The organism is Micromonospora lacuserhaii (assembly GCF_036902735.1).
GTDB lineage: Bacteria > Actinomycetota > Actinomycetes > Mycobacteriales > Micromonosporaceae > Micromonospora.
Window position 1 is genome coordinate 1 of record NZ_JBAKHO010000063.1, and the last position, 22,261, is coordinate 22,261.

Below are 22,261 nucleotides of genomic sequence, written 5' to 3' on the forward strand. Positions count from 1 at the left end.
CGCAGCGCGCCCGCGGCCAGGGCCAGCACGCCGGCGGCGGTGACCGCCACGTGCCGGGGCCGGCGGCCGGGCGGCAGCCCCAGCTCGGCCCGCCACTGTGGGCCGTACAGCCGGCGCAGCAGGGCGTCGTCGGCGTTGCCGCGCTGCACCCGCAGGCTGACCCAGCGGTCCTCGGGACGGACCGGATGGGTCACCGTGCGGCGGCCACGGACCAGCTCCCAGCCGGCGCGACGGACCCGGTGGGCCAGCTCGGCGTCCTCCCGGTAGGCCCGGGGAAAGCGCTCGTCGAAGCCGTCCACCGTGGCCAGCGCCGCCCGCCGGTAGGCCATGTCCGCGGTGATCCACTCGCCCTCCGCGAGGCCGGCGGTGCCGCGTTCCCAGTCGGTCGGCCGACGGTCGGCGGGCAGCGGTACCTCCACCAGGCCCTGCACCCCGCCGACCCGGTCGCCGACCGCGAGGTCGTCGCGGAGTCGCCAGGCCCAGTCCCGCGCCGGGACGACGTCGTCGTCCAGAAAGACCACCCACGGCTGCCGGGCGGCCCGCCAGCCGATGTTGCGGGCCGCCGCCGGGCCCGCGCCGCGCCCGGTCAGCACCTTCGCGTACGCGGACAGCGTCCCCGGCACGGCCAGCTCACCGGTCGCGTCGTACCGGTCGTCGACCAGCAGCAGCTCCACGTCGGGCAGGTCGGCGAGCTGCGGGGCGAGCGCGTCGAGCAGCGCGGTGAGGCTGGGCCGGCCCAGCGTCGGCACCACGATGCTGATCACCGGCCACCGCCCAGCGCGTTCCGGCGGACCGCGAACGGGCCGAGGGCGAGCAGCTCCACCGGGGCCGAGGCGAAGAGTTCCATCGCCTCACGCGGGGTGTCGACCATCGGGCGGCCGGCGGTGTTCAGCGAGGTGTTCACCACCACCGGCAGCCCGGTGAGCCGCTCGAACTCGGCCAGCAGCTCGGCGACCAGCGGCTCGGTGTCGGCGTGCACGGTCTGCACCCGGGCGGTGCCGTCGACGTGGGTCACCGCCGGGATCCGGTTCCGCCACTGTGGCTTCACCTGGTGCACGAAGAGCATGTACCGGCTGGGGAAGACTCCCTCGAAGATGTCGGCGAAGCGTTCGGCGCGGACCATCGGCGCGATCGGCCGGAACTGCTCCCGCCCCTTGACGTCGTTCATCCGGGCGGTGGTCGCCGGGTCGCCGGGGTGGGCCAGCAGCGAGCGGTGGCCCAGCGCGCGCGGGCCGTACTCGCTGCGGCCCTGGTACCAGGCGACGATGCCGTTGTCGGCCAGCACCCGGGCCGCCTCGGCGGCGATCGACTCCGGCCGGAAGTACGGCAGGGCGGCCCGGCGCAGCTCCGCCTCCAGCTCCTCGTCGGACCAGCCGCGGCCCAGGTCGGCGCCGGTCATCGGGGCGGACCGGTCGCCGAGCGTGCCGGCCACGTGCAGGGCGGCGCCGAGCGCGGTGCCGGAGTCGCCGGCGGCCGGCTGCACCCAGACGTCCCGGTACGGCCCCTCGGCGGCGATCCGGGCGTTGGCCACGCAGTTCAGCGCCACGCCGCCGGCCATCGCCAGCGTCGACGGGCCGCCCGCGGCGTCATGCAGCCAGCGGGCCAGGTCGAGGATGACCTCCTCCAGCCGGACCTGCACACTGGACGCCAGGTCGGCGTGCTCGGCGGTCAGCTCGGCGCCCGGTGCGGCCGCCTTGGCCATGCTCGCCCAGTCGATCCGGTCGACGTGGAAGCCGCCGGAGTCGGTGACCGTCACCAGCTCGCGCAGCAGGCCGAGGTGCTTCGGCTGGCCGTACGAGGCCAGCGCCATCACCTTGTACTCGTCGCTGGAGTGCATGAAGCCGAGGTGTCGGGTGAGGTCCTCGTAGAGCAGGCCGAGCGAGTGCGGCAGCTCCTGCGAGTAGAGCGGGGTCAGCTCCCCGCCCCGGTAGACGCCGGCCAGGTGGCTGGCCACCTCGCCCCGGCCGTCGAGCACCAGCACGGCGGTGTCGTCGCCGGCCGGCGGCGCGGCCAGCCCGGCCGAGGCGGCGTGCGCCACGTGGTGCGGCACGAAGCGCACCTTCTCCGGGTCGAGGCCGGGCAGGGCGGCGGCGAGGAACTGCGGGGCCCGCTCGGCGTAGTCGACGCGCAGCCAGTCCCAGGGGTCGGTCAGGCCGAGGCTGGCCGCGTCCCGGCACATGCCCGGGTCGAAGGAGTACGCCACGGCGTCGAGGCTGTCGACGTCGATGCCGGCGTGGGCCAGGCACCAGGCGGCGGAGAGCTCGGGCAGCTCCCAGGCCGAGAAGGGAACCGGGCGCTTGCCGTGCTTGCGGCGGCTGAACCGTTCCTCTTCGGCGGCGGCCACCACCTGTCCGTCGACCACCAGGGCGGCGGCCGGATCATGGAAGATCGCATTGATACCGAGGACGCGCATGCACGGTCCCTACCCCCGCCCTGTCCTCCTAACCTGTAGATCGTCGACTTCCCCGCCGACGGCCGCGAAACTCCACCCTGGAGTTTCGCGGCCGTCGGCGGCCGGGGTCACGCGCCGCGCAGCATGCCCGGCCCGAACACCTCGTAGGCGATCCGCTCCACCGGTACGCCCCGGCGCAGCAGCCCGCCACGGATCTGGTTCATGAACGGCAGCGGTCCGCAGAGGTGGACGTGGGCGTCGGGGGAGAGCGGGATGAGGTCCGGGTCGACCCACCCCCGGGTCACCTCGGCCGGCACGGTGGCCGGGGCGTCGGAGGTCTCCTCGTACCAGAGCTTGAGGCGCAGGCGGGGCAGGCGGGCGTGCAGGCGCGGCAGTTCGTCGCGGTGCGCGTGGGCCGCGCCGTCCCGGTCGGCGTGCACCAGCACGATCTCCCGCTGCGGCGTGGTGTCCGCCAGGTACTCCAGGGCGGCCATCGCCGGGGTGAGCCCGATGCCGGCGCTGACCAGGAGCAGCGGTCCGTCGCCGGCGATCGCGTCGACCTCGCCGAACGGCGGGCTGAGCCGGAGCGTGTCGCCGACCGCGACGCGCTCGTGCAGGAAGGTGGAGACCAGGCCGTCGGGGGCGCCGCCGACGCCGCGGACCCGCTTTACCGTGATCCGCCAGTGGTCGGCGCCGGGCCGGCCGGAGAGGCTGTACTGCCGGATCTGCTGGCCGAGGTCGCCGTCGAGGTCGACGGCCACCGAGACGTACCGGCCGGGGACGAAGGTGGGCACCGGCCCGCCGTCGACCGGGACCAGGGTGTACGACCGCACGTCGGTGGCCTCCACGGTGACCTCGGTGACCCGCCACTCCCGCCAGACCGACGCGCCCTCGGCGACCCCGGCCTCGGTGTAGAGCCGGGCTTCCCGGGCGATGAGTTCGCAGGCCAGCAGCCAGTAGACCTCGTCCCAGGCGGCGGCGATCTCGGGCGTCACCGCATCACCGAGCACCTCGCCGATGGCGGCCATCAGGTGCCGCCCGACGAGCGTGTACTGGGTCGCGGTGATGCCGAGCGAGGCGTGCTTGTGCGCGATCCGGTCGAGGATCGGGCCCCAGGGCGCCGCGCTCTCGCCGGTGAGGTGCTCGGCGTACGCGACGACGGCGGAGGCCAGCGCGGCCTTCTGCGCACCGGAGGCCTGGTTGCCCCGGTTGAACAGGTTGAGCAGCTCCGGGTGGGCGGCGAACATCCGCTGGTAGAACCGGCCGGTGATCTCCTCTCCGTGCGCCTGCACGACGGGCAGGGTTGCGGTCACCACGGCGGTTGACGATTCCGAGAGCACGGTTCCTCCTAGTGCGTTGCCTTCGGGAGCCACTTAAACAGGAGTCTGAGAGTCCTCTTCAGGGTCGAAAGTCCCGGGTCCGGTGTCGCCCACGTCACGGTCTCCCGGCCCCTGTTGCCGCCCCGGCGCGCTGGCTAGGGTCGGTACGTGAAGCTCAACCGGTCCACCGACATGGCGCTGCGGATCGCCATGCTCACCGCCACCGCGTCGACCCGGACCACGGTCGACGAGCTGGCCGAGCGGCTGGACCTGCCCCGCAGCCACGTCGCCAAGGTGGTGCAGCGGTTGCAGCGGATCGGCGTGCTGGTCACCATCCGGGGCCGGGCCGGCGGGGTCGCCTTCGGCGAGGGCGCCGAGGAGATCACCGTGGGCCGGGTGGTGCGCGCCTTCGAGGGCGAGGACGAGGTCGTCGCCTGCGAGGAGTCCGGCTGCACGCTGCGCGCCGGCTGCCGGCTGCGGGTCCAGCTCCGCCGGGCCCAGGCGGCCTTCCTCGCCGTCCTCGACGGCGTCCGCCTCGGCGACCTGGTCGACGCCGGCCCCGCCGGCCCGCTCCTGCTCACCATCGCCGCGCCCCCGCCCGCGGTCCGGACCTGACCCCGACACCCCGCCCCGGCCGGTAGCCTGCGGGCAGGCCGTCCCCCGTCGACGGGAGCGTTGATGACCACGTCCCAGGTCTCCCACCCGCTCTTCGCCCGAATCTTCGCCCGGGCCAGCGTGGCGATGGACCGCGCCGGCGTCGGCGCGCACCGGCACCGGCTGGTCGCCGGCCTGCGCGGTCGGGTGGTGGAGGTCGGCGCCGGTAACGGCCGGATGTTCGCCCACTACCCGCCCGAGGTGCAGGCGGTGCTCGCGGTCGAGCCGGAGCCCCGGCTGCGCACCGACGCGCTCGCCGCCGCGCGCCACGCCCCGGTGCCGGTGACGGTCACCGACGGGCTCGCCGAGGCGCTGCCGGTCGCCGACGCCGGCGCCGACGCGGTGGTGCTGTCGCTGGTGCTCTGCTCGGTCGCCGACCAGGGCGTCGCGCTGCGCGAGGCGTACCGGGCGCTGCGGCCCGGCGGGCAGCTGCGCTTCTACGAGCACGTGACGGCCGGCACGCCGGGACTGCGGCGGGCGCAGCGCTGGGCCGACGCCACCTGCTGGCCGCTGCTCTGCGGCGGCTGCCACACCAGCCGGGACACCGTGTCGGCGATCGTCGCCGCCGGCTTCCAGGTGGTCGCCCTGAACCGGTTCCGCTTCCCGCCCACCGGGGTTCCGATGCCGGCCTCACCGCACGTCCTCGGCTCGGCGATCCGCCCCTGAGGGCGCACCGCCGGGGCACCGGCACCGCTCGGTCCGCTCCTGCGCCCGAGCGGTGCCGGCGTCGCGGCTCAGCCCACGTTCACCGTGCCGTCCGGCGACCGTACGCAGGACACCGCCCGGGTGGTGGTGGCCGCCGCGCCGGTCAGGCACCGGCCGAGCACCCGGTGCCCGGCCGCGCTCGGGTGCCAGCTCTCCTGGCAGGTCTGGAAGTACGTGCCGCAGGTGTCGGCGATCCGCTGGATGTCCAGCTTGTCGTAGCCGGAGAGGCTGGTGACGAAGACGCCGGAGGGGCCGTCCTGGAGTCGGATCGGGGTGGCCAGCGCGTTGCCCGGGCTGCCGGCCGACTCGCAGAGCCGGGCCCCGTCGAAGGCCCGCTGCACGTTGAGGTAGACCAGGTCGGCGGCGGGGAACTCGGCGGCGAGGGTGCCGCGGGCCGAGCTGACCAGTGTGCCCAGCCCCTGGGAGAAGCGCTGGCCGGGGGCGAGGCTGGCCCGGTGGATCGGGCAGCCGGCCGCGTACCGCTCGGCGCCCAGGGCGCGGAACTTGTCCCGGGTGTCGTCCCGGTCCTCCTCGGTCCAGTAGACCGAGGCCAGCTCCGGCGGCAGGGGGTTGGTGTAGTCCTGGAAGACCACCCGGTGCTGGCCGTCGGTGTCGATCTGGTCGAGGGTGGTGAGGATCTGGCGTACGGCGGCGGTGGTCTCCGCGGTCGCCGCGCTGAACTGGGCGGCGGTGGCCAGGTCCGCGTCGGTGCACGGCTCCTGCTCGACCGGCCCACCCAGGTACGCCCAGAACTCCCACCAGCCGGTCCACGCGTCCGCGATGAACCGGTTGGCGCACTTCTCCGCGACGCTGCCGAAGGTGAACGAGCTGTTGTTGGAGCCGAGGCCGATCAGCACCAGGTCGATGTCGTGCGTCTGCCCGACGGCGCGGAGCTGGTCGAGCTGGGCGGCCACCTGCCGGCCCTTGGTCCGGCTGGCCGAGGCGTTCGCGATGTCGTACGGCTGGCCGCCCGAGCAGGCCAGGTTGTACCGGTCGGTGATGCCCGGCAGCTCCGCCTGGAAGAGTGAGGCGTTCGGCGAGCGGTGGCAGAAGTACGCGTTGGCGTTCGGCGCGGACCAGCCGGGGAAGGCCTGCGTCACCCCGTTCAGGTCGACCACCGGCGAGTACCCCCCGGCGCCCTCCCCGCTGATGAAGCTGTCCCCGAGCGCGACCGCCGCGGTGGGCAGGGCCGCCGTGGCCGGGGCGGCCGGGGCGACGGCGGCGGAGAGGGCGGCGGCGGTGACGGCGAGCGCCGCCGCGAGGGCGGAACGACGGAACCTGGACATGGCGTCCCCCATCTGTCCATCGAAATGTGAAAGATCCTCCGAGAGCGCGATCAGATCACCTGAGCACGACGGACGTCAATGGGTCGTAACATGATCGTTGAAGGCCGGAAACGCCCCCGGGCCACGGCCGGAGCGTCGACGCCGCGGCCGGGAAGACGCCGCCCTCCGCCGTCGTTGCGCCTCTCGTGGCTCACGACCGGCGGCCCGCGCACGGCGGGTCGCGCGGGGCTCCGCCGTTGTGTCGGAGCGTCCGGCTAGGCTCGCTGCGGCGCGCCGCGCGTGAAGATCCAGTCAGGGTGAATCAAGACGGTGAGCGGCACCACACCGCCGAGACCGGGGAGTACGTCCAGTTGACCGCACAGCCTGAGACCCTCTACGGGGCCGACGACCTCACGCACCTGGAGGGCCTGGACGCCGTCCGCAAACGTCCCGGCATGTACATCGGCTCCACCGACAGCCGTGGCGTGGGTCACCTCGTCAACGAGATCCTCGACAACGCCACCGACGAGGGTGTCGCGGGTCACGCCCGCAAGGTCGAGGTGACGCTGCACGCCGACGGTTCGGTGCAGGTCGACGACGACGGCCGCGGCATCCCCACCGACGTGCACGCCAAGTCCGGCATCTCCGGGGTCGAGCTGGTGCTCACCCGGCTGCACGCCGGCGGCAAGTTCGGCGGCTCCGGCTACAAGACCTCCGGCGGCCTGCACGGCGTCGGCGCCTCGGCGGTCAACGCGCTCTCCCGCCGGTTCGACGTCACGGTCCGCCGCGCCGGCAAGGTCCACGCGATGTCGTTCCGGCACGGCGTACCCGGGATCTTCGACGGCGACGGCCCGGAGGCCCCCTTCACCGCCGGCCCCGGCCTTCAGATCGTCGGTGCGATGAAGCGCGGCCAGCGCACCGGCACCTCGATCCGCTACTGGCACGACGCCCGCTACTTCGAGACCGGCGCGACGCTGGACGTCGACGCCGTGCGGATGAAGCTGCGCAACACCGCCTTCCTGGTGCCGGGCGTGGATTACCGGCTGCGCGACGAGACCGGTGAGGAGCCCACCGAGGAGCGGTTCCACTTCCCCAACGGCCTCGCCGACATGGTGGAGTTCCTCGCCCCGGCGGGCGACCGGCCGGTCTCCGGCACCCTGCTGGTCACCGGCGAGGGGACCTACCGGGAGAACGCCGCCGACGCCAACGGCGTGATGCAGTCCAACGTGCAGCGCCGGGCCGAGGTCGAGGTCGCGCTGCGCTGGGGCACCGGCTACGAGCGCACCGTCGAGTGCTTCACCAACACCATTCGCAACGCCCACGGCGGCACCCACCGCAAGGGCTTCGAGCGGGCCCTGGTCCGCACCCTCGCCGACGCCGTCCGCAACACCCGGGGCCTGCTCAAGGCCAAGGAGGATCCGCCCACACTGGACGACGTCCTGGAGGGCATGACGGCCGTGGTGCACGTGCGGATCCCCGAGCCGCAGTTCACCTCGCAGACCAAGGACGAGCTCTCCACCGCCGGCATCACCAAGGTGATCCAGGGTCAGGTGGAGCAGCACGTCAAGGCGTGGCTGGAGGATCGGCGCACCAAGGCCGAGGCGCGCACCGTGCTCCAGAAGATCGTCGACGCGGCCCGGGTCCGACTGACCCAGAAGCAGCAGAAGGACGCGGCCCGCCGCAAGACCGCCCTCGAGGGCGCGTCGATGCCGGCCAAGCTGGTCGACTGCCGCGCCACCGGAGTGGATCGCAGCGAGCTGTTCATCGTGGAGGGTGACAGCGCCCTGGGGTGCTTCACCGGCGATACCATGGTCGCGCTCGCCTCCGGCGGGGCCCGGTCGTTCGCCGACCTGGCATCGGACTGGGCGCAAGGTGTAACCCACTTCGGCTACACCACCAACAAGGCCGGCCGAGTGGTCATCGCCCCTTTGGTCGAGCCGCGCCTCACCAAGCGAGACGCCGCGCTGGTGCGGGTGACCCTCGACAACGGCGAGTCGGTGCGGTGCACGCCGGACCACCTCTTTCGGCTTCGCGATGGTTCCTACCGACGAGCCGACGCCCTGGCCCCGGGCGATTCGCTGATGCCTCTGTACCGAAGCGTCTCCAGTAAGGCCGAGGGACACAAGCTCCACGGGTACGAACGGGTGTGGATGAACGACCGCGAGGAGTGGGTCTACAGCCACTACCTTGCCGACGCCTGGAACCTTCGTCACGGCAGGGACAGCGCCGTCAATGGCAATGTCCGACACCACATCGACATCAACAAGCGCAACAACGATCCGCGGAACATCCAGCGGATGACCTGGGCCGACCATTCGGCGCTGCACGCGGCGATGATGGGTGAGCACGTCCACGCGGGTTGGCGGGAGTGGTTCGACAACGGCGGCCGGGAGTTCCGGTCCGCCATGCTCACCGCTCAGTGGCGCGATCCGGCCTTCCGCGAGGCATGCCTTGCCCGGCTGTTCGCGCTCAACGAATCACCCTCGTTTCGGGCCAAGCTGGAGAACGCCTTCCAGGACTGGTACAACGCGCTCGATGATGGCGAGCGGCGCGCCTACGCCGACCGCATGCGGGACCGACAGGCGCAGTACTGGTCGAAGCCCGAGCACCGCGCGACCGCCGCCGACCGCGTCCGCAGCTACTTCACCGATCCCGCTCGTCGTTCTGAGTGGCGCGAGCGTTCGGTGCGGCAGTGGGAGAACTCGGAGCTGCGTGCCTGGCGTTCGCAGAGGACCGTCGAGCAGTTCGCCGATCCTGCCGAGCGGGAACGCCAGCGCAACGCGGTGCTGGCCTGGCACGAGGACAATCCGGAGTTCGGCGTGCGTCACGCACGTCTGATGAAGCAGCGGATGCTGGACCCGAGCACCGGTCACCTCGCCAGGGCGCAGGCTGGGCGAGCCGCTTATGTCACCAACGTGCCCCGGGCCGAACGGGTCGATCGCCAGCAGGAGGGCAGGCGGATGGCGGCGCTCCGGCGTCTCGCCCCGCTGCTTGTGCTCTCGGATGCCGAGCTTGCGGAGGCGTACGAAGCTGAGCGTCTGCGGTCCGCGCGCACCGGTCTGCGATTCGACCGGCTCTTGGCGTACTACGGAGGCGACTACGCCCGCCTCCGGGATGCGGTCAACTTGGTCAACCACCGCGTCATGTCGGTGGAGCCGCTCGACGAGACGGCGGAGGTCTACGACCTGACAGTGGAGGGCTACCACAACTTCGCCCTCGAAGCCGGGGTCTTCGTCCACAACAGTGCCCGGGTTGCCCGCACCTCGGAATACCAGGCGCTGCTGCCGATCCGCGGCAAGATCCTCAACGTGCAGAAGGCGAACCTCCAGCAGGTGCTGGACAACGCCGAGTGCGCGGCGATCGTGCAGGTGCTCGGCGCCGGCTCGGGGCGCACCTTCGACCTGTCGGCGATGCGCTACGGCCGGGTCCTCATCATGGCCGACGCCGACGTGGACGGCGCCCACATCCGCACCCTGCTGATCACGCTCTTCGCCCGCTACATGCGGCCGCTGATCGAGGCCGGCCGGCTCTTCGCCGCGATGCCGCCCCTGCACAAGATCACCACCAAGGGGCGCAACCCGCAGACCATCTACACCTACACCCAGGCGGAGATGGGGGCGACGGTCCGCAAGCTGGAGAAGGCCGGCAAGCAGATCGTCACCCCGATCCCGCGGTTCAAGGGTCTCGGTGAGATGGACGCCGAGGAGCTGTGGGAGACCACGATGAACCCCGCCACCCGGGCCGTCCGCCGGATCACCCTCGACGACGTCGACGCCGCCGAGCGGATCCTGGAACTGCTGATGGGCGAGAAGGTCGAGCCGCGCCGCAACTGGCTGATCGACTCCTCGGACCGGGTCGACCGCGACGCGATCGACGCATGAGCACGCTGACCCCGCGCCCCGAAGGGAACTTCAACGATGGCACGCCGTAGGGACGACCGCGCCAAGGCGGACTTCTCCGCCTTCGACCAGGCCGGCGCGCGGGTCTTCGACAACCCGCTGGTCACCGAGGTCTCCGACTCCTACCTGGAGTACGCGTTCTCGGTCATCCACTCCCGCGCCCTGCCCGACGCGCGCGACGGCCTCAAGCCGGTGCACCGCCGCATCCTGTACGCGATGAACGAGGCGGGCTTCCGGCCGGACCGGTCACACGTGAAGTCCGCCCGCGTGGTCGGCGACGTGATGGGTCGCTACCACCCGCACGGCGACACCGCGATCTACGACGCGATGGTCCGGATGGCCCAGGACTTCTCGCTCAACGTGCCGCTCATCGATGGGCACGGCAACTTCGGGTCTCCGGACGACGGACCGGCGGCGGCGCGCTATACCGAAGCGCGCATGTCCCGCGAGGCGATGCTGCTCGTCGGCGAGCTGGGCGAGGACACCGTCGACGTCGAGCCCAACTACGACGGCTCGCTCACCCAGCCGACCGTGCTTCCCGCCGCCTTCCCCAACCTGCTGGTCAACGGCGCGTCCGGGATCGCGGTCGGGATGGCGACCAACATGATCCCGCACAACCTGGGCGAGGTGGTCTCCGCCGCCCGCTGGCTGATCAACCACCCGGACGCCGACCTCGACAAGCTGATGGAGTTCGTCCCCGGCCCGGACCTGCCCACCGGCGGTCTGCTGCTCGGCTTGGACGAGGTGCGCCGGGCGTACGAGACCGGGCGCGGCGTGGTGCGGATGCGCGGCAAGGTGGAGATCGGTCCCCTCGAGGGCAGCCGGGGCCGGCAGGCGATCACCGTCGTGGAGCTGCCGTACGGCGTGGGCGCGGAGAAGGTCATCGCCGCCATCACCAACGAGGTCACCAAGACCAAGCGGCTCACCGGCATCGCCGACGTCAAGGACCTCACCGACCGGGAGAGCGGCACCCGGCTGGTCATCGAGTGCAAGGTCGGGGTCAACCCGCAGGCGCTGCTCGCCGACCTCTACCGGCTCACCCCGCTGGAGCAGTCCTTCGGCGTCAACAACCTGGTCCTGGTCGACGGGCAGCCGCGCACCCTCGGGCTGAAGGCGCTGCTGGAGGTCTTCCTGGCCCACCGGTACGAGGTGGTGACTCGACGCAGCTCCTACCGCCGGCGCAAGCGCGAGGAGCGGCTGCACCTGGTCGACGGTCTGCTGATCGCCCTGCTCGACATCGACAAGGTGGTCCGGCTGATCCGGGCCAGCGACGACGCGCAGGCCGCCAAGGACGGCCTGATGCGGCAGTTCAAGCTCTCCGAGATCCAGGCCACCTACATCCTGGACACGCCGCTGCGCCGGCTCACCAAGTACGACCGGATCGAGCTGGAGGCCGAGCAGGAGAAGCTGCGCGGCGAGATCGCCGAGCTGTCCAAGATCCTCGACGACGACAAGGTGCTCAAGAAGGTCGTCTCCGACGAGTTGGCCGCGGTGGTGAAGCAGTTCGGCACCCCGCGCCGCACCACCCTGGTCGACGGTGACCTCAAGGAGGTGCTGGCGGCGTCCGTGCCGGCCGGCCCGCTGGAGGTGGCCGACGACCCGTGCCAGGTGATCCTCTCCGCGACCGGGCTGGTCGCCCGGACCGCGGCCGAGTCGGAGGAGGCCGCCGAGGGGCGCCGGCGCAACGGCCGGGTCAAGCACGACACGGTACGGGCCGTCGTGCACACCACGGCCCGTGGCCGGGTGCTCCTGGTGACCAGCGCCGGGCGGGCCTTCAAGGTTGACGTGCTGCCGCTGCCGGTGCTGCCCGAGCAGGCCGGCACGGTCTCCCTGCGCGGGGGCATGGCCGCCGCCGAGCTGGTGCCGCTGGAGCCCGGCGAGCGGGTGGTCGGCCTGGCCCCGCTGGGCCCGATCGGGCCGGGCTCACCGGGCCTGGCCCTCGGTACCCGGCAGGGCGTGGTCAAGGTCTGCGCGCCGGAGTGGCCGGTCCGCTCCGACGAGTTCGAGGTGATCGGCCTGCGCGAGGGCGACGAGGTGGTCGGGGCGACCTGGCTCACCGACGGCGCCGAGGCGCTGGCCTTCGTCACGAACGAGGCGTCGCTGCTGCGGTTCGCCGCGTCGGTGGTCCGCCCGCAGGGGCTCAAGGGCGGCGGCATGGCGGGGGTCAACCTGCCGGCCGGTGCGCGGGTGGTCTTCTTCGGCGCGATCCGCACCGACGATCCGGGGCACGGTGAGCCGATGGTGGTCACCTCGACCGGCGCGACGGTCAAGGTGACGCCGTTCGGGTCGTACCCGGCGAAGGGGAGGGCGACCGGCGGCGTGCGCGCGCAGCGGTTCCTCAAGGGGGAGACGGATCTGGTGGTGGCGTGGATCGGGGCGCGACCGGTCGGCGCGACGGCGACCGGCGACCCGGTGGAGCTGCCCCCCGCCGATCCCCGCCGGGACGGCAGCGGCTTCGCCGTGATGCTCGGCCCCACCGTGGTCGGCCACCTCATCGAACGCGACTGACCCACCGGGAAAGGGGCCCGGGGCTGACGCCCCGGGCCCCTTTCCGTCTCCGGGGGAGGAAGCCGCCCCGGTCAGAGTTCCGGTTCGGGGGCGGGACGGGTGGCCGGGGTGGTGCCGCGGAGGTGGGCGACCAGGCGCATGCCGTGGTAGATCAGCAGGGCGGCGGCGGTGCCCAGGGCGATGCCGTTGAAGGAGAGGTCGCCGACGGTCAGGGTGTAGTTGGCGGCGCCGACGATCACCGCGACGGCGGCGGTCATCAGGTTCACCGGGTCGTGGAAGTCCACCCGGTTCTCGATCCAGATTCGCGCGCCGAGGATGGCGATCAGGCCGTAGAGCGCGGTGGTCGCCCCGCCCAGCACCCCCGCCGGCACGGTCAGGATCAGCGCGCCGAACTTCGGGCTCAGCCCGAGCAGCACCGCCGCCAGCCCGGCCACCCAGTACGCGGCGGTCGAGTAGACCCGGGTCGCCGCCATCACGCCGATGTTCTCCGCGTAGGTGGTGGTGCCGGAGCCACCGCCGGAGCCGGCGAGCACGGTGGCCACCCCGTCGCCGAGGAACGCCCGGCCCATGTCCCGATCCAGGTTGCGGCCGGTCATCGCGGCGACCGCCTTGACGTGCCCGGCGTTCTCGGCGACCAGCACGAGGATCACCGGGATCACCAGCACCACCGCGCGCAGGCTGAAGCTCGGCGCGTGGAACTGCGGCAGGCCCACCCAGGCGGCGTCGCGCAGCCCGTCCACCGCCTTCGGGTCGAGCTGGCCGAGCAGGGCGGCGAGCACCCACCCCACCACCACGCCGAGCAGGATGGACAGTCGCGCGAGGAAGCCCCGGAACGCGACCGTGGCGAGCAGGATCGCGGCGAGGGTGACCATCGCGATGAGCGGCTGCGCCTTGACGCCGGTGCCGCTGCCACCGCCGTCCCAGGCCACCGGGGCCAGGTTGAGGCCGATCAGCGCGACGATCGCGCCGGTCACCACCGGCGGCATCAACGCGTCGATCCAGCGCGACCCGGCGAGCTGCACCACCACCCCGACCAGGGCGAGCGCGACGCCGGCCACGACGATGCCGCCCAGCGCCGGGCCGATGTCGCCGCCCGCCTTCGCGGCCAGCACCGGCGCGATGAACGCGAACGACGAGCCCAGGTACGACGGCAGCCGGTTCCGGGTGATCAGCAGGAACAGCAGGGTGCCGAGCCCGGAGAAGAGGAGCGTGGTGGCCGGCGGGAAGCCGGTGATCAGCGGCACCGTGAAGGTGGCGCCGAACATCGCCACCACGTGCTGCACGCCGACACCGACCGTACGGGGCCAGGAGAGCCGCTCGCCGGGGTGCACCACGTCGCCCGGGGTGACCGAGCGGCCGTCGCCGTGCACGGTCCACGGCGACCGGCGGGAGGTGGGGGACTGGGTCATGGGGCGCCCTTCGCGTCGTCAGGTGACGGGGGCGTGGTCGACCCTGAGAGTTGTTTCTAGCATGGCCGGCTCGCGGGTGGCTCGGCACGCCCGGCCGGTCTACGATCGAGCGGTTCGTCCCCGTCGATGGCCCGGGTGCGCCGCGAAGCACCCCTTCTCATGATCGACTTCTTCCTCGGCGGAGCCGCCGGCACGGCGTGAGCCCCGCCATCCGGGTCCGCCCGCGCCAGGAGCTACGCGCTGCCCGCCGGACTCACGCCCACCGCTGCTGGGGTCACCTGATCGCCGCCCCGCTCTGGCCGATGCACGGCGCCAACCTGGGCACCCTGCTGCGTACCTGCGACGCCGTCGGCGCCTGCTGGCCGTGCCGCCGTTCGGCTGGGTCGACGAAGCCCTCGCCCGGGGCAACACGCTGCGCCGGCCCACCTGCGTGCACCGGGTCGGCAGCCCGCTCCGCTGGCTCGCCACCGAACGGGCCGCCGGCGCCCGGATTCTCGGCGTGGAACTGGCCGACGAGGCGATCCGCCTCGGCGACCTGCCCGCCGCCCGACGGCGCACGGTGGTGGTGCTCGGCCACGAGGCGACCGGCATCCCACCGGACGCCCTGGACGCCCTCGACGCGGCCGTGGAGATCCCGATGGTCGGCCACGGCCTCAGCCTCAACGTCGCGGTCGCCGGCTCCCTCGTCCTCTACCGGCTCGCCGGGCTGCTCTGAGGCAGATCGGCGAGCCCGGCTCGCCGGGCTGCGCCGCGTGGGTCAGGCGACGCCGGCGGGGCGGAACTGGACGCTGACCCGGGGGCCGACCGGTCGGGCGGTCTTCGGGACGGCGTGCTCCCAGGTGCGCTGGCAGGAGCCGCCCATGACGACCAGGTCGCCGTGACCCAGCGCGAACCGCCGACTGTCGCCGCCGCCGCGTGGGCGCAGCAGCAACTGCCGGGGCGAGCCGAACGAGACGATCGCGACCATCGTGTCGGTGTGCGCCGAGCGGCCCTGGGTGTCGCCGTGCCAGGCGACGCTGTCCCGGCCGTCCCGGTAGAGGCACATGCCGGCGGTCACGAAGGGTTCGCCCAGTTCGGCGGCGTAGTGCCGGGTCAGCGCCGCCCGCGCCTCGGTGAGCACCGGATGCGGCAGCGGCCGGCCGCCCGCGTACCAGCAGAGCAGGCGGGGGACGTCGACCTCGGTGTCGTACATGGTGCGGCGCTCGGCGCGCCAGGGCACCTCGGCCAGCAGGGTGTCGAGCACCGCGTCGGAGCCCTGCACCCAGCCGGGAAGATGGTCGACCCAGGCTCCCCGGCTGAGCACGTGCCGCCGCAGTCCGCCCGGCAGCGGGCCGAGGGACGGACCGGCGTCGGCGAGGTCGAGCATCGACGGCTGGTAGGCGGCCTGCGTCATGCCGCCCACCCTATCAGGGGTTTAGTACAGGCGTACGACGCTCGTGGACCGCGCCGAGGACGGCGTCGGCCACCCGGGCCCGGCCCCGCCCGTCCACCGTCTCCCAGGCCCGCGCGGAGAGCGCCGCGCGCCGCTCCGGGGAGCTGAGCAGGTCGTGCAGGGTCCGCGCGGCGGTCGCCCGGGCCGTCCGTCCGGCCAGCCCCGTGCCGGCCAGTTCGGGCAGCTCGCCCAGGCCGGCGACCAGGCCGTGCGCCACCACCCGGTGGTACGACTCCCGCTGGTTGTCCACCACGCAGACCAGCGCGGCCGGCGCGCCCAGGCAGCACAGCTCCCAGGTCGACGTGCCGGCGGCGCTGACCACCAGATCCGCCGCGCCGATCAGCGCGGGCAGACCGTCGGTCGGCGGCACCAGGTGCAGGGCCTGACCCCGGCCGGGGGAGACCGTCTCCAGCTCCGCCTCGATCTCCGGGCGGCCCACCACCACGGTCAGGTCCATCGGGTGACCGGTGGAGAGCAGCACCCGGGTCAGCACCGGGGCGGCGCCCACCGCGTCGGTACCGCCGAAGAAGGCGAGCACCCGGGGCCGGCCCACCGGCGTCGCCGGCCGGGGCGCGGCCGGCCGGGTGGCCACCACCGAGTCCCGCAGCAGCGTGTATCGGGTGCCGGCGAGCAGCCGCTCGGTCGGCGCGACCGTGTCCGCGCCGAAGTTCTGGTCCAGGTAGAGGTCGGCGTCCTGGCCCCGGCTGTCACCGTCGACGACGGCGAGGGTCACCACGCCGGCCGCGCGCAGCGCCCCGGCGCCGGCCGGGTCGAGCTCGTACGAGTCGAGCACCATGACGTCCAGCTCGTGCCGGCGGGCGGTCGCCACCAACTCCTGCGGGGTGTCCGGCCCGGGGTGCACGGTGATGCCCCGCGCGGTGAGCTGGGCGCTGGCCCAGCCGACCTGTTCGATCGAGCCGAACACCTCGACCCGGGCGCCCCGGGCCAGGAACTCCTCACCGAGGGCGAGGCACCGGATCAGGTGGCCGACGCCGCGCTGCGGGCCGGCGTCGAAACGCAGCCCGACGCGTACCGTGCTCAGGACTCCTCCAGCCGCTTCTGGCGGACCGTGGAGTTCAGGGCGCGCAGCGCCGGCTGACCGTCGAGCCAGTCGGCGAGCTTGGCCAGCGGCACGCTGACGTCGCCGAAGTGGTCGACGACCGCCCGGACCACCGCCCAGTCCTCCTCGGTGTCCAGGGTGAGCCGCAGCGCCGACCGGTCCGGGGTGAGGGTCACCCCGAGCACCCGGAACAGCTCCGGGTGGGCGTACGCGTACGAGGTCACGTGCACCCGGTGGTGGTCGGTGGCGAGCCGGTCGAGCGTGCGCAGTACGTCCGCCCCGATGATCTCGACGTCCATGCCGCGCGGCAGCGTCCGGGCGATCGAGGTGCTGGCGTAGTCGAGGCCGGGGACCGCCCGGTAGACCGAGGCGACCAGCGTGATGATCTCCGGGTCGAGCAGCGGGCAGTCCGCGGTGAAGCGCATCACCGCGTCGGCGGGGTGCTTGTCCAGGGCGCCGATGAACCGGGCCAGCACGTCGTCGACCGGGCCGCGGTGGCAGGGCACGCCCAGCCGCTCGCACTCGGTGACCACGTCGTCGTCGACGGCGTCGGTGCTGGTCGCCACCACCAGGTCGGCGAGGACGCCGCTGTCCTGGGCGGCCCGCACCACCCGGCCGAGGACGCTGCGCCCGGCCAGCGGGCGCAGCACCTTGCCGGGCAGTCGGGACGAACCCATCCGGGCCTGCACCACGCCGACGATCCGCAGGTCGTCGCGGCTCGACGAGCCGGCGGACAACCCGCCCGTGGTGTCGTTCTGAGCGGTCACTGCTGCTCCTCCTGCTTCGGTCCCAGTGCCTCGCGGGCCCGGCGCTTGGCCGCCCGGGCACCTCGCTTCGCCAGTCTCGCAGGGGTGATGGCCAGCCGTCCGACCCGGTAGCTGAGCGAGCCGCTGAGCAGGTTGATCGTCGCCTCGGCGCGGCGCAGACCCTTCTCCCGCGAGTCGAGCAGCTCCTCGATCCACTTGAGCTTCGCGGCCAGCCGGGTGATCTCCTCGCCCTGGCGTACCCATGCCTCGCGCAGCTGCTGGTAGCTGCGCGGCCCGGCCGGCGGGTCGGTCGGCTCGACGGCGCGCAGCTCGGTGGCGAGGGTGACCCGGCCGTCGCTGTCCAGCCCGCGCAGCGCGGCGGTGATCGCGGCCTCCGCCTCGATCGCCGCGTCCACGGTGGCCCGACCGAGGTCCCGACCGGCCACGCCGCCGAGGACCACGGTCAGCCCGGCCACGTCCAGGGTGGACGCCCACGGGTGGGCGTACCCGCCGGTGAGCAGCGCGGCGGCGAACCGCCACAGCGCCCGGGCCAGCGCCACGTCGCGGGTCAGCGGCGCAACCGCCTGCCAGCTCGGGTCGAGCACGGCGAACTCGTCGCCGTCGACCACCACGTTGTCGGTGCCCGCGAGGGCCACCGCGCCGGTCAGCTTCCCGTCGGCGCCGGCCTGGGCGTCGAGCCAGGCCGCGTAGCCGCCCAGCAGCCGCTCAAGGGTGTCCAGGTCGCGGCGCAGGCAGGCGTCGAGCAGCAGGCTGCGCAGCAGCCGCCCGTGGGGGACCGGGCCGTTGAGAGCGGCCGGATCGCGGTAGGCCGCCTCCCGGCTGGCGAACGGCGCCGGGGTGCCCTCGGCGCGGGTCACCGGCCCGGTGGTCCGCCACCGCCAGCCGTCGCCCTCCGCCACCACCTCGGCGACCCCGATGCCGGGCGGCCCGGTCTGCACCAGCGCCACCGGCAGCTCCGGGAGCCCGGCGGCCGGCGCGGCGGCGCGGCGGGCCAGCAGCAGCCAGCCCGGCGCGAGGGTCGCGGCGAGCCCGGCGTGCAGCGCGTCGACCGCCAGCCGGGCCGGGTCCTGGAGCACGGTGGCGCCGGCGGCGCCGCCGGTGCAGGCGCCGTGCAGCACCGCGTCGAACAGGCCGGAGGTGGTCCGCCGGTCCAGCTCGTCGGCGTCGAGCAGCGCTGTCGTCGCGGCCGTCCCCGGGTACGCGGCGAAGCTGGCGTCGGTGCGCAGGCCGGCCTCGGTCAGCCGGGCGCGCAGCTGCGCCAGGTTGGCCGGCCGGGTGGCGTCGAGCACGCCGCTGATCGTCCAGGCGGCGTCGCCGCGGTCGGCGTACCAGGGCTCGGTGGCGACCAGTCGGGGCACGCCGAGGGGATTGTCCAGCCGGACCAGCAGGGCGCCCTCCGGGCGCAGCGCGCCGACCAGCCGGTCCAGCAGGCCCTGCCAGCCCAGCCGGGCGCCCTCGACCGACTCGATGGCGTCCAGGCCGGCGGCGGCGATCACCACGTCGAAGGTCTCGCCCGCGGGCAGCCCGTTGGCCCCGCCGACGATCACCTGCGCGGCCCGGTCGGCCAGCACCACCCCGTCGGGGTAGCTGCGCAGCAGGCAGGTCACCTCGGCGTGCGCCAGCCCGTCCAGCAGCGCTGGGTCGTGCGGGCCGGCCACCAGCACCCGGGCGCCGGCCGGTACGACCCGCGCGGCGAGCGCGGCCAGCGGCCCGCCGCCGGTCAGGCGCTCCTCCGGCAGGTCGGACCAGGCCAGCATCTCCCCGCCGGGCAGCGCGACGTGGGGTGCCGTCTCAGTCGTCAACTCGTTCCTCCTGGAGGTTCGCCCACCCGAGCAGCTCGCGCAGCTCGGCCGGCGTACAACGGTGGTCGGCGCCGAGTTCGGCGCGGGCGATCGCCACGGCGGTCGGCAGGTCGACCTTCTCGCCGTGCAGCTCCGGCCACTGCCGGCGGATCCGCGCCTGCCCGCCGAACGTCGGGTCCTCGTTCGACAGCACCATCGGGTCGCCGTAGACGGCTGGTTCGCAGCCGGCGGCGATGCCGTAGAAGATGGCGCTGGTGAGCCGGTTGGAGGCCACCCGCCGGTGCCGGCGCAGCTCGGTGAGCTGCTTGTCGAGGAAGAGCGGGTCGGTGTCCTTCCACCAGTGGCCGCGGTAGCCGTGGCAGATGACCCGGAAACCGGCCTGCTCGTAGAGCCGCCGGACCCGCCTCATCGCGTACTCGTGCCAGTAGAGGCAGACCGTCACCGGGCCGTCCTCGGTGTCCCGGATCCGGGCGATCAACTTGTTGTGGTCGCCCTTGACGTGCTGACCCTCCCAGCCGTGGAACGGGTACCAGATGGTCCCCGCCCGCTCGGACTCCGGCGGGTCCTCCGGCCGCAGCGCGAGGAGGTAGTTGAACGGCGCACCGATGACGGTGACGTTGCGCCGGCCCACCGACCAGGCGCGCCGCCGAGTCTGCTCCGACCAGAGCAGACTCGGCGTGAACTCGGCGTACGGGTGGCCGGGGGCCAGCCCGTCGCCGATGTTCCACCCGTGCTGGACGTACCCGTCGATGCGGGGCGGGTGGCCGTCACCCAGACCGCAGTAGCGGGCCAGCACGTGCGCGTGGCCGTAGAAGTGGTTCGCGTGGTGCATCAGTCCCCCGTCAGGCGGCGGAGCGCGCCGTGGTGCCGCGCAGCGCCGCACGGAGTGCGTCGATGACGCGGTCCTGGTCGGCCTCGGTGAGGGTCGGGTAGAGCGGCAGCGAGAGCTGCTGCTCGTAGAACGATTCGGCCACCGGGCAGGATCCGCGCCGGTAGCCCAGATCCGCGAAGACCGGGTGCCAGTGCACCGGAATGTAGTTGACCTGCACGCCGATGCCGGCGGCCCGCATCTTGTCGTACACCTCGCGGCGGCGGCCCTCGAGCACCCGGATCGGGTAGAGGTGCCAGGCCGGGTCGGCCCACGACTTCTGGTTCGGCAGCAGCACGCCGTCCAGGTCGGCCAGCGCCTCGTTGTAGCGCGCCACCAGGGCGGTCCGCCGGGCGACGAACTCACCGAGCCGGCGCAGCTGGCTACGCCCCAGGGCGCAGAGCACGTCCGGCAGCCGGTAGTTCTGGCCGATCTGGTGCACCTCGTACCACCAGCCGCCCTCGTCGGGCAGGCGCAGCTCGTCGCGCGCGCGGACCATCCCGATGGTGCGGTACCGGCGGGCCCGCGCCAGGACCTCCGGGTCGAGCGCGGCGACCGCGCCGCCCTCGGCGGTGGTCAGGTTCTTCGTGGGGAAGAACGAGAAGGTGGTCAGGTCGGCCAGCGAGCCGACCGGCCGGCCGTGGTACGTCCCACCGATCGAGTGCGCGGCGTCGGCGAGCAACAGCGCGTCGCTGCCCTCGACGGCCTTGCGCAGCGCGTCGTAGTCGGCCGGGTGGCCGCCGTAGTCGACCGCGGAGACGACCTTGGTCCGCGAGGTGACCGCGGCGGCGGCCGCCGCCGGGTCGAGGCAGAAGGTCTCGTCCTCGACGTCGGCGAACACGATCTTCGCGCCGAGGGCGACCGCGCTGCTGGCGGTCGCCACGAACGTCATCGGCGGGACGACCACCTCGTCGCCGGGGCCGACCTCGGCCGCCGCGTACGCCGTCTGCAGCGCCGCGGTGCCGTTGGAGACGGTGGTGACGCCGACCCCGCCGGTCCACCCGGCGAGGTCGGCCTCGAACGCGTCCACCTGCGGACCGGTGGTCAGCCAGTCACTGTGCAGCGTCTCGACGACCGCGGCGACGTCCTCGTCGGTGACGGACTGCCGCCCGTAGGGGAGCATCGCCGTCACGCGCCGGTGATGCCGAGCATCTCGCGCAGCTGCTCCACGCTGAGCCACTCGTCGTTGGTGTCCGACTGGTACGCGAAGCCGTCCGGCACCGCGTCGCAGCCCACCGGCGGCTGGTAGCCCCAGGTGGCGATGGTCGGCTGGACGATGAACCGGTCCTTGCCCCGCAGGGTCCGCCGGCTGTCGTCCGGAGCGATCATCTCCTCGTGCAGCTTCTCGCCCGGGCGGATGCCGATCTCGTGGGTGGTGGCCGACGGGGCGACCGCCTCGACCAGGTCGAGGATCCGCATGCTGGGGATGCGCGGCACGAAGAGCTCGCCGCCCTGCATCTGGTCGAACGAGTCCATGACGAACTGGACGGCCTGGTCCAGGGTGATCCAGAAGCGGGTCATCCGCTTGTCGGTGATCGGCAGGCTCTTGCCCTCGGCGGCGAGCCGGCGGAACAGCGGGACCACCGAGCCGCGGCTGCCGACCACGTTGCCGTAGCGGACCACGGCGAACCGGGTGGGGTGCTGCGCGGCGTAGTGGTTGGCGGAGACGAAGAGCTTGTCACCGACCAGCTTGGTGGCGCCGTACAGGTTGATCGGGCTGGACGCCTTGTCCGTGGAGAGCGCGATGACCTTCTTGACGCCGGCGTCGATCGCGGCGTCGACCACGTTCTGGGAGCCGGTGATGTTGGTGGCGATGAACTCCGAGGGGTTGTACTCGGCGGTGTCCACCTGCTTGAGGGCGGCGGCGTGCACGACGTAGTCGATGCCGTGCATGGCCCGGGTCAGGCGGCGCAGGTCGCGGATGTCGCCGATGAACCAGCGCAGTCGGGGGTCGTCACCGAGCTGCTGCTTCAGCTCGTACTGCTTCAGTTCGTCGCGGGAGAACACCACCACGCGGGCCGGGTCGGCCTCGGTGAGGATGTGCCGGAGGAAGGTCTTCCCGAAGGATCCCGTTCCGCCGGTGATCAGAATGGAGGATCCATTCAACTCACTCAATTTGGTGCTCCCAAGATCGTGGTTGTGCGCCGGTGGCAGGGGGCCATGCGACCGGACGGACGCCTG

16 protein-coding genes and 3 pseudogenes are annotated in these 22,261 nt (G+C 73.3%); 7 read left to right on the plus strand and 12 right to left on the minus strand.

All coding sequences use genetic code 11. From position 1 onward, the window contains the following. From V6U81_RS25780 to V6U81_RS25790, 3 genes are all read right to left on the minus strand, one after another. The coding region (locus V6U81_RS25780) for a glycosyltransferase family 2 protein (RefSeq protein ID WP_334492940.1) at window positions 1-764 on the minus strand (764 nt) is incomplete at its 3' end. After that, window positions 761-2,413, minus strand: coding sequence for a carbamoyltransferase family protein (locus tag V6U81_RS25785; protein ID WP_334492942.1), 1,653 nt, complete (start codon window positions 2,411-2,413; stop codon window positions 761-763). The genes V6U81_RS25785 and V6U81_RS25780, both read right to left, overlap by 4 nt. 107 nt (window positions 2,414-2,520) lie before the next feature. After that, complete coding sequence (locus V6U81_RS25790; RefSeq protein ID WP_334492944.1) at window positions 2,521-3,732, minus strand: globin domain-containing protein; 1,212 nt, start codon at window positions 3,730-3,732, stop codon at window positions 2,521-2,523. Window positions 3,733-3,879: 147 nt separating this feature from the next. On the opposite strand from V6U81_RS25790, the gene V6U81_RS25795 reads away from it, so the two are divergent. Together V6U81_RS25795 and V6U81_RS25800 are read left to right on the plus strand one after the other, a co-directional pair. After that, window positions 3,880-4,326, plus strand: coding sequence for an RrF2 family transcriptional regulator (locus tag V6U81_RS25795; protein WP_334492946.1), 447 nt, complete (start codon window positions 3,880-3,882; stop codon window positions 4,324-4,326). Window positions 4,327-4,389: 63 nt separating this feature from the next. Further along, window positions 4,390-5,031: a class I SAM-dependent methyltransferase gene (locus V6U81_RS25800; RefSeq protein WP_334492948.1), complete on the plus strand. Its 642-nt coding sequence runs from the start codon at window positions 4,390-4,392 to the stop codon at window positions 5,029-5,031. Window positions 5,032-5,099: 68 nt separating this feature from the next. Here V6U81_RS25800 and V6U81_RS25805 read toward each other — a convergent pair whose 3' ends face one another. Beyond that, window positions 5,100-6,356, minus strand: coding sequence for an SGNH/GDSL hydrolase family protein (locus V6U81_RS25805; RefSeq protein WP_334492949.1), 1,257 nt, complete (start codon window positions 6,354-6,356; stop codon window positions 5,100-5,102). Window positions 6,357-6,594: 238 nt separating this feature from the next. On the opposite strand from V6U81_RS25805, the pseudogene V6U81_RS25810 reads away from it, so the two are divergent. From V6U81_RS25810 to V6U81_RS25825, 4 genes and pseudogenes are all read left to right on the plus strand, one after another. Beyond that, a pseudogene (locus tag V6U81_RS25810) lies at window positions 6,595-8,125 on the plus strand (ATP-binding protein); the annotation flags it as partial. Next, window positions 8,102-9,571, plus strand: a pseudogene (locus V6U81_RS25815) (Hint domain-containing protein); the annotation flags it as partial. The pseudogenes V6U81_RS25810 and V6U81_RS25815, both read left to right, overlap by 24 nt. A gap of 6 nt (window positions 9,572-9,577) precedes the next feature. Then, window positions 9,578-10,216: pseudogene (locus V6U81_RS25820) on the plus strand (toprim domain-containing protein); the annotation flags it as partial. Between the two features lie 36 nt (window positions 10,217-10,252). Continuing rightward, window positions 10,253-12,742 carry a DNA gyrase/topoisomerase IV subunit A gene (locus V6U81_RS25825; RefSeq protein WP_334492951.1) on the plus strand — a complete coding sequence of 830 codons (2,490 nt, stop codon included), beginning with the start codon at window positions 10,253-10,255 and terminating at the stop codon, window positions 12,740-12,742. 71 nt (window positions 12,743-12,813) lie between these two features. On the opposite strand, the gene V6U81_RS25830 is transcribed toward V6U81_RS25825, so the two are convergent. Then, on the minus strand, window positions 12,814-14,151 hold the full coding sequence (locus tag V6U81_RS25830) for a uracil-xanthine permease family protein (RefSeq protein ID WP_334492952.1): 1,338 nt from the start codon (window positions 14,149-14,151) through the stop codon (window positions 12,814-12,816). Window positions 14,152-14,515: 364 nt separating this feature from the next. Here V6U81_RS25830 and V6U81_RS25835 point away from each other — a divergent pair, with 364 nt between their 5' ends. Then, window positions 14,516-14,866, plus strand: coding sequence for a TrmH family RNA methyltransferase (locus V6U81_RS25835; RefSeq protein ID WP_334492953.1), 351 nt, complete (start codon window positions 14,516-14,518; stop codon window positions 14,864-14,866). A 42-nt stretch (window positions 14,867-14,908) separates the two neighbouring features. Here V6U81_RS25835 and V6U81_RS25840 read toward each other — a convergent pair whose 3' ends face one another. From V6U81_RS25840 to pseB, 7 genes are read right to left on the minus strand one after another with little or no spacing between them, the layout of a single operon-like run. Beyond that, complete coding sequence (locus V6U81_RS25840; RefSeq protein ID WP_334492954.1) at window positions 14,909-15,544, minus strand: alpha-ketoglutarate-dependent dioxygenase AlkB; 636 nt, start codon at window positions 15,542-15,544, stop codon at window positions 14,909-14,911. Between the two features lie 13 nt (window positions 15,545-15,557). Further along, window positions 15,558-16,625 carry a PseG/SpsG family protein gene (locus tag V6U81_RS25845; protein WP_334492971.1) on the minus strand — a complete coding sequence of 356 codons (1,068 nt, stop codon included), beginning with the start codon at window positions 16,623-16,625 and terminating at the stop codon, window positions 15,558-15,560. Continuing rightward, on the minus strand, window positions 16,622-17,350 hold the full coding sequence (locus V6U81_RS25850) for a cytidylyltransferase domain-containing protein (protein ID WP_334492973.1): 729 nt from the start codon (window positions 17,348-17,350) through the stop codon (window positions 16,622-16,624). Before V6U81_RS25850 ends, V6U81_RS25845 begins: the two co-directional genes overlap by 4 nt. A 56-nt stretch (window positions 17,351-17,406) precedes the next feature. Beyond that, entirely contained in the window at window positions 17,407-19,212 is a 1,806-nt protein-coding gene (locus V6U81_RS25855; protein ID WP_334492956.1) for a class I SAM-dependent methyltransferase, read from the minus strand. Continuing rightward, window positions 19,202-20,044, minus strand: a complete 843-nt coding sequence (locus tag V6U81_RS25860) for a hypothetical protein (protein ID WP_334492957.1) — start codon at window positions 20,042-20,044, stop codon at window positions 19,202-19,204. Before V6U81_RS25860 ends, V6U81_RS25855 begins: the two co-directional genes overlap by 11 nt. A gap of 10 nt (window positions 20,045-20,054) precedes the next feature. Further along, window positions 20,055-21,212, minus strand: a complete 1,158-nt coding sequence (locus V6U81_RS25865; RefSeq protein WP_334492958.1) for a DegT/DnrJ/EryC1/StrS family aminotransferase — start codon at window positions 21,210-21,212, stop codon at window positions 20,055-20,057. Further along, complete coding sequence (gene pseB, locus V6U81_RS25870; protein ID WP_334492959.1) at window positions 21,209-22,195, minus strand: UDP-N-acetylglucosamine 4,6-dehydratase (inverting); 987 nt, start codon at window positions 22,193-22,195, stop codon at window positions 21,209-21,211. The genes V6U81_RS25865 and pseB overlap by 4 nt, the downstream gene beginning before the upstream one ends. Window positions 22,196-22,261 lie beyond the last annotated feature (66 nt).

Excerpts from the sequence above, each read along its gene's own strand:
- V6U81_RS25840 (WP_334492954.1), bottom strand. The coding sequence starts at position 15,544 with ATGACGCAGGCCGCCTACCAGCCGTCGATGCTCGACCTCGCCGACGCC.
- V6U81_RS25805 (WP_334492949.1), bottom strand. The coding sequence starts at position 6,356 with ATGTCCAGGTTCCGTCGTTCCGCCCTCGCGGCGGCGCTCGCCGTCACC.
- V6U81_RS25860 (WP_334492957.1), bottom strand. The coding sequence starts at position 20,044 with ATGCACCACGCGAACCACTTCTACGGCCACGCGCACGTGCTGGCCCGC.
- V6U81_RS25830 (WP_334492952.1), bottom strand. The coding sequence starts at position 14,151 with ATGACCCAGTCCCCCACCTCCCGCCGGTCGCCGTGGACCGTGCACGGC.
- V6U81_RS25785 (WP_334492942.1), bottom strand. The coding sequence starts at position 2,413 with ATGCGCGTCCTCGGTATCAATGCGATCTTCCATGATCCGGCCGCCGCC.
- V6U81_RS25825 (WP_334492951.1), top strand. The coding sequence starts at position 10,253 with ATGGCACGCCGTAGGGACGACCGCGCCAAGGCGGACTTCTCCGCCTTC.
- V6U81_RS25800 (WP_334492948.1), top strand. The coding sequence starts at position 4,390 with ATGACCACGTCCCAGGTCTCCCACCCGCTCTTCGCCCGAATCTTCGCC.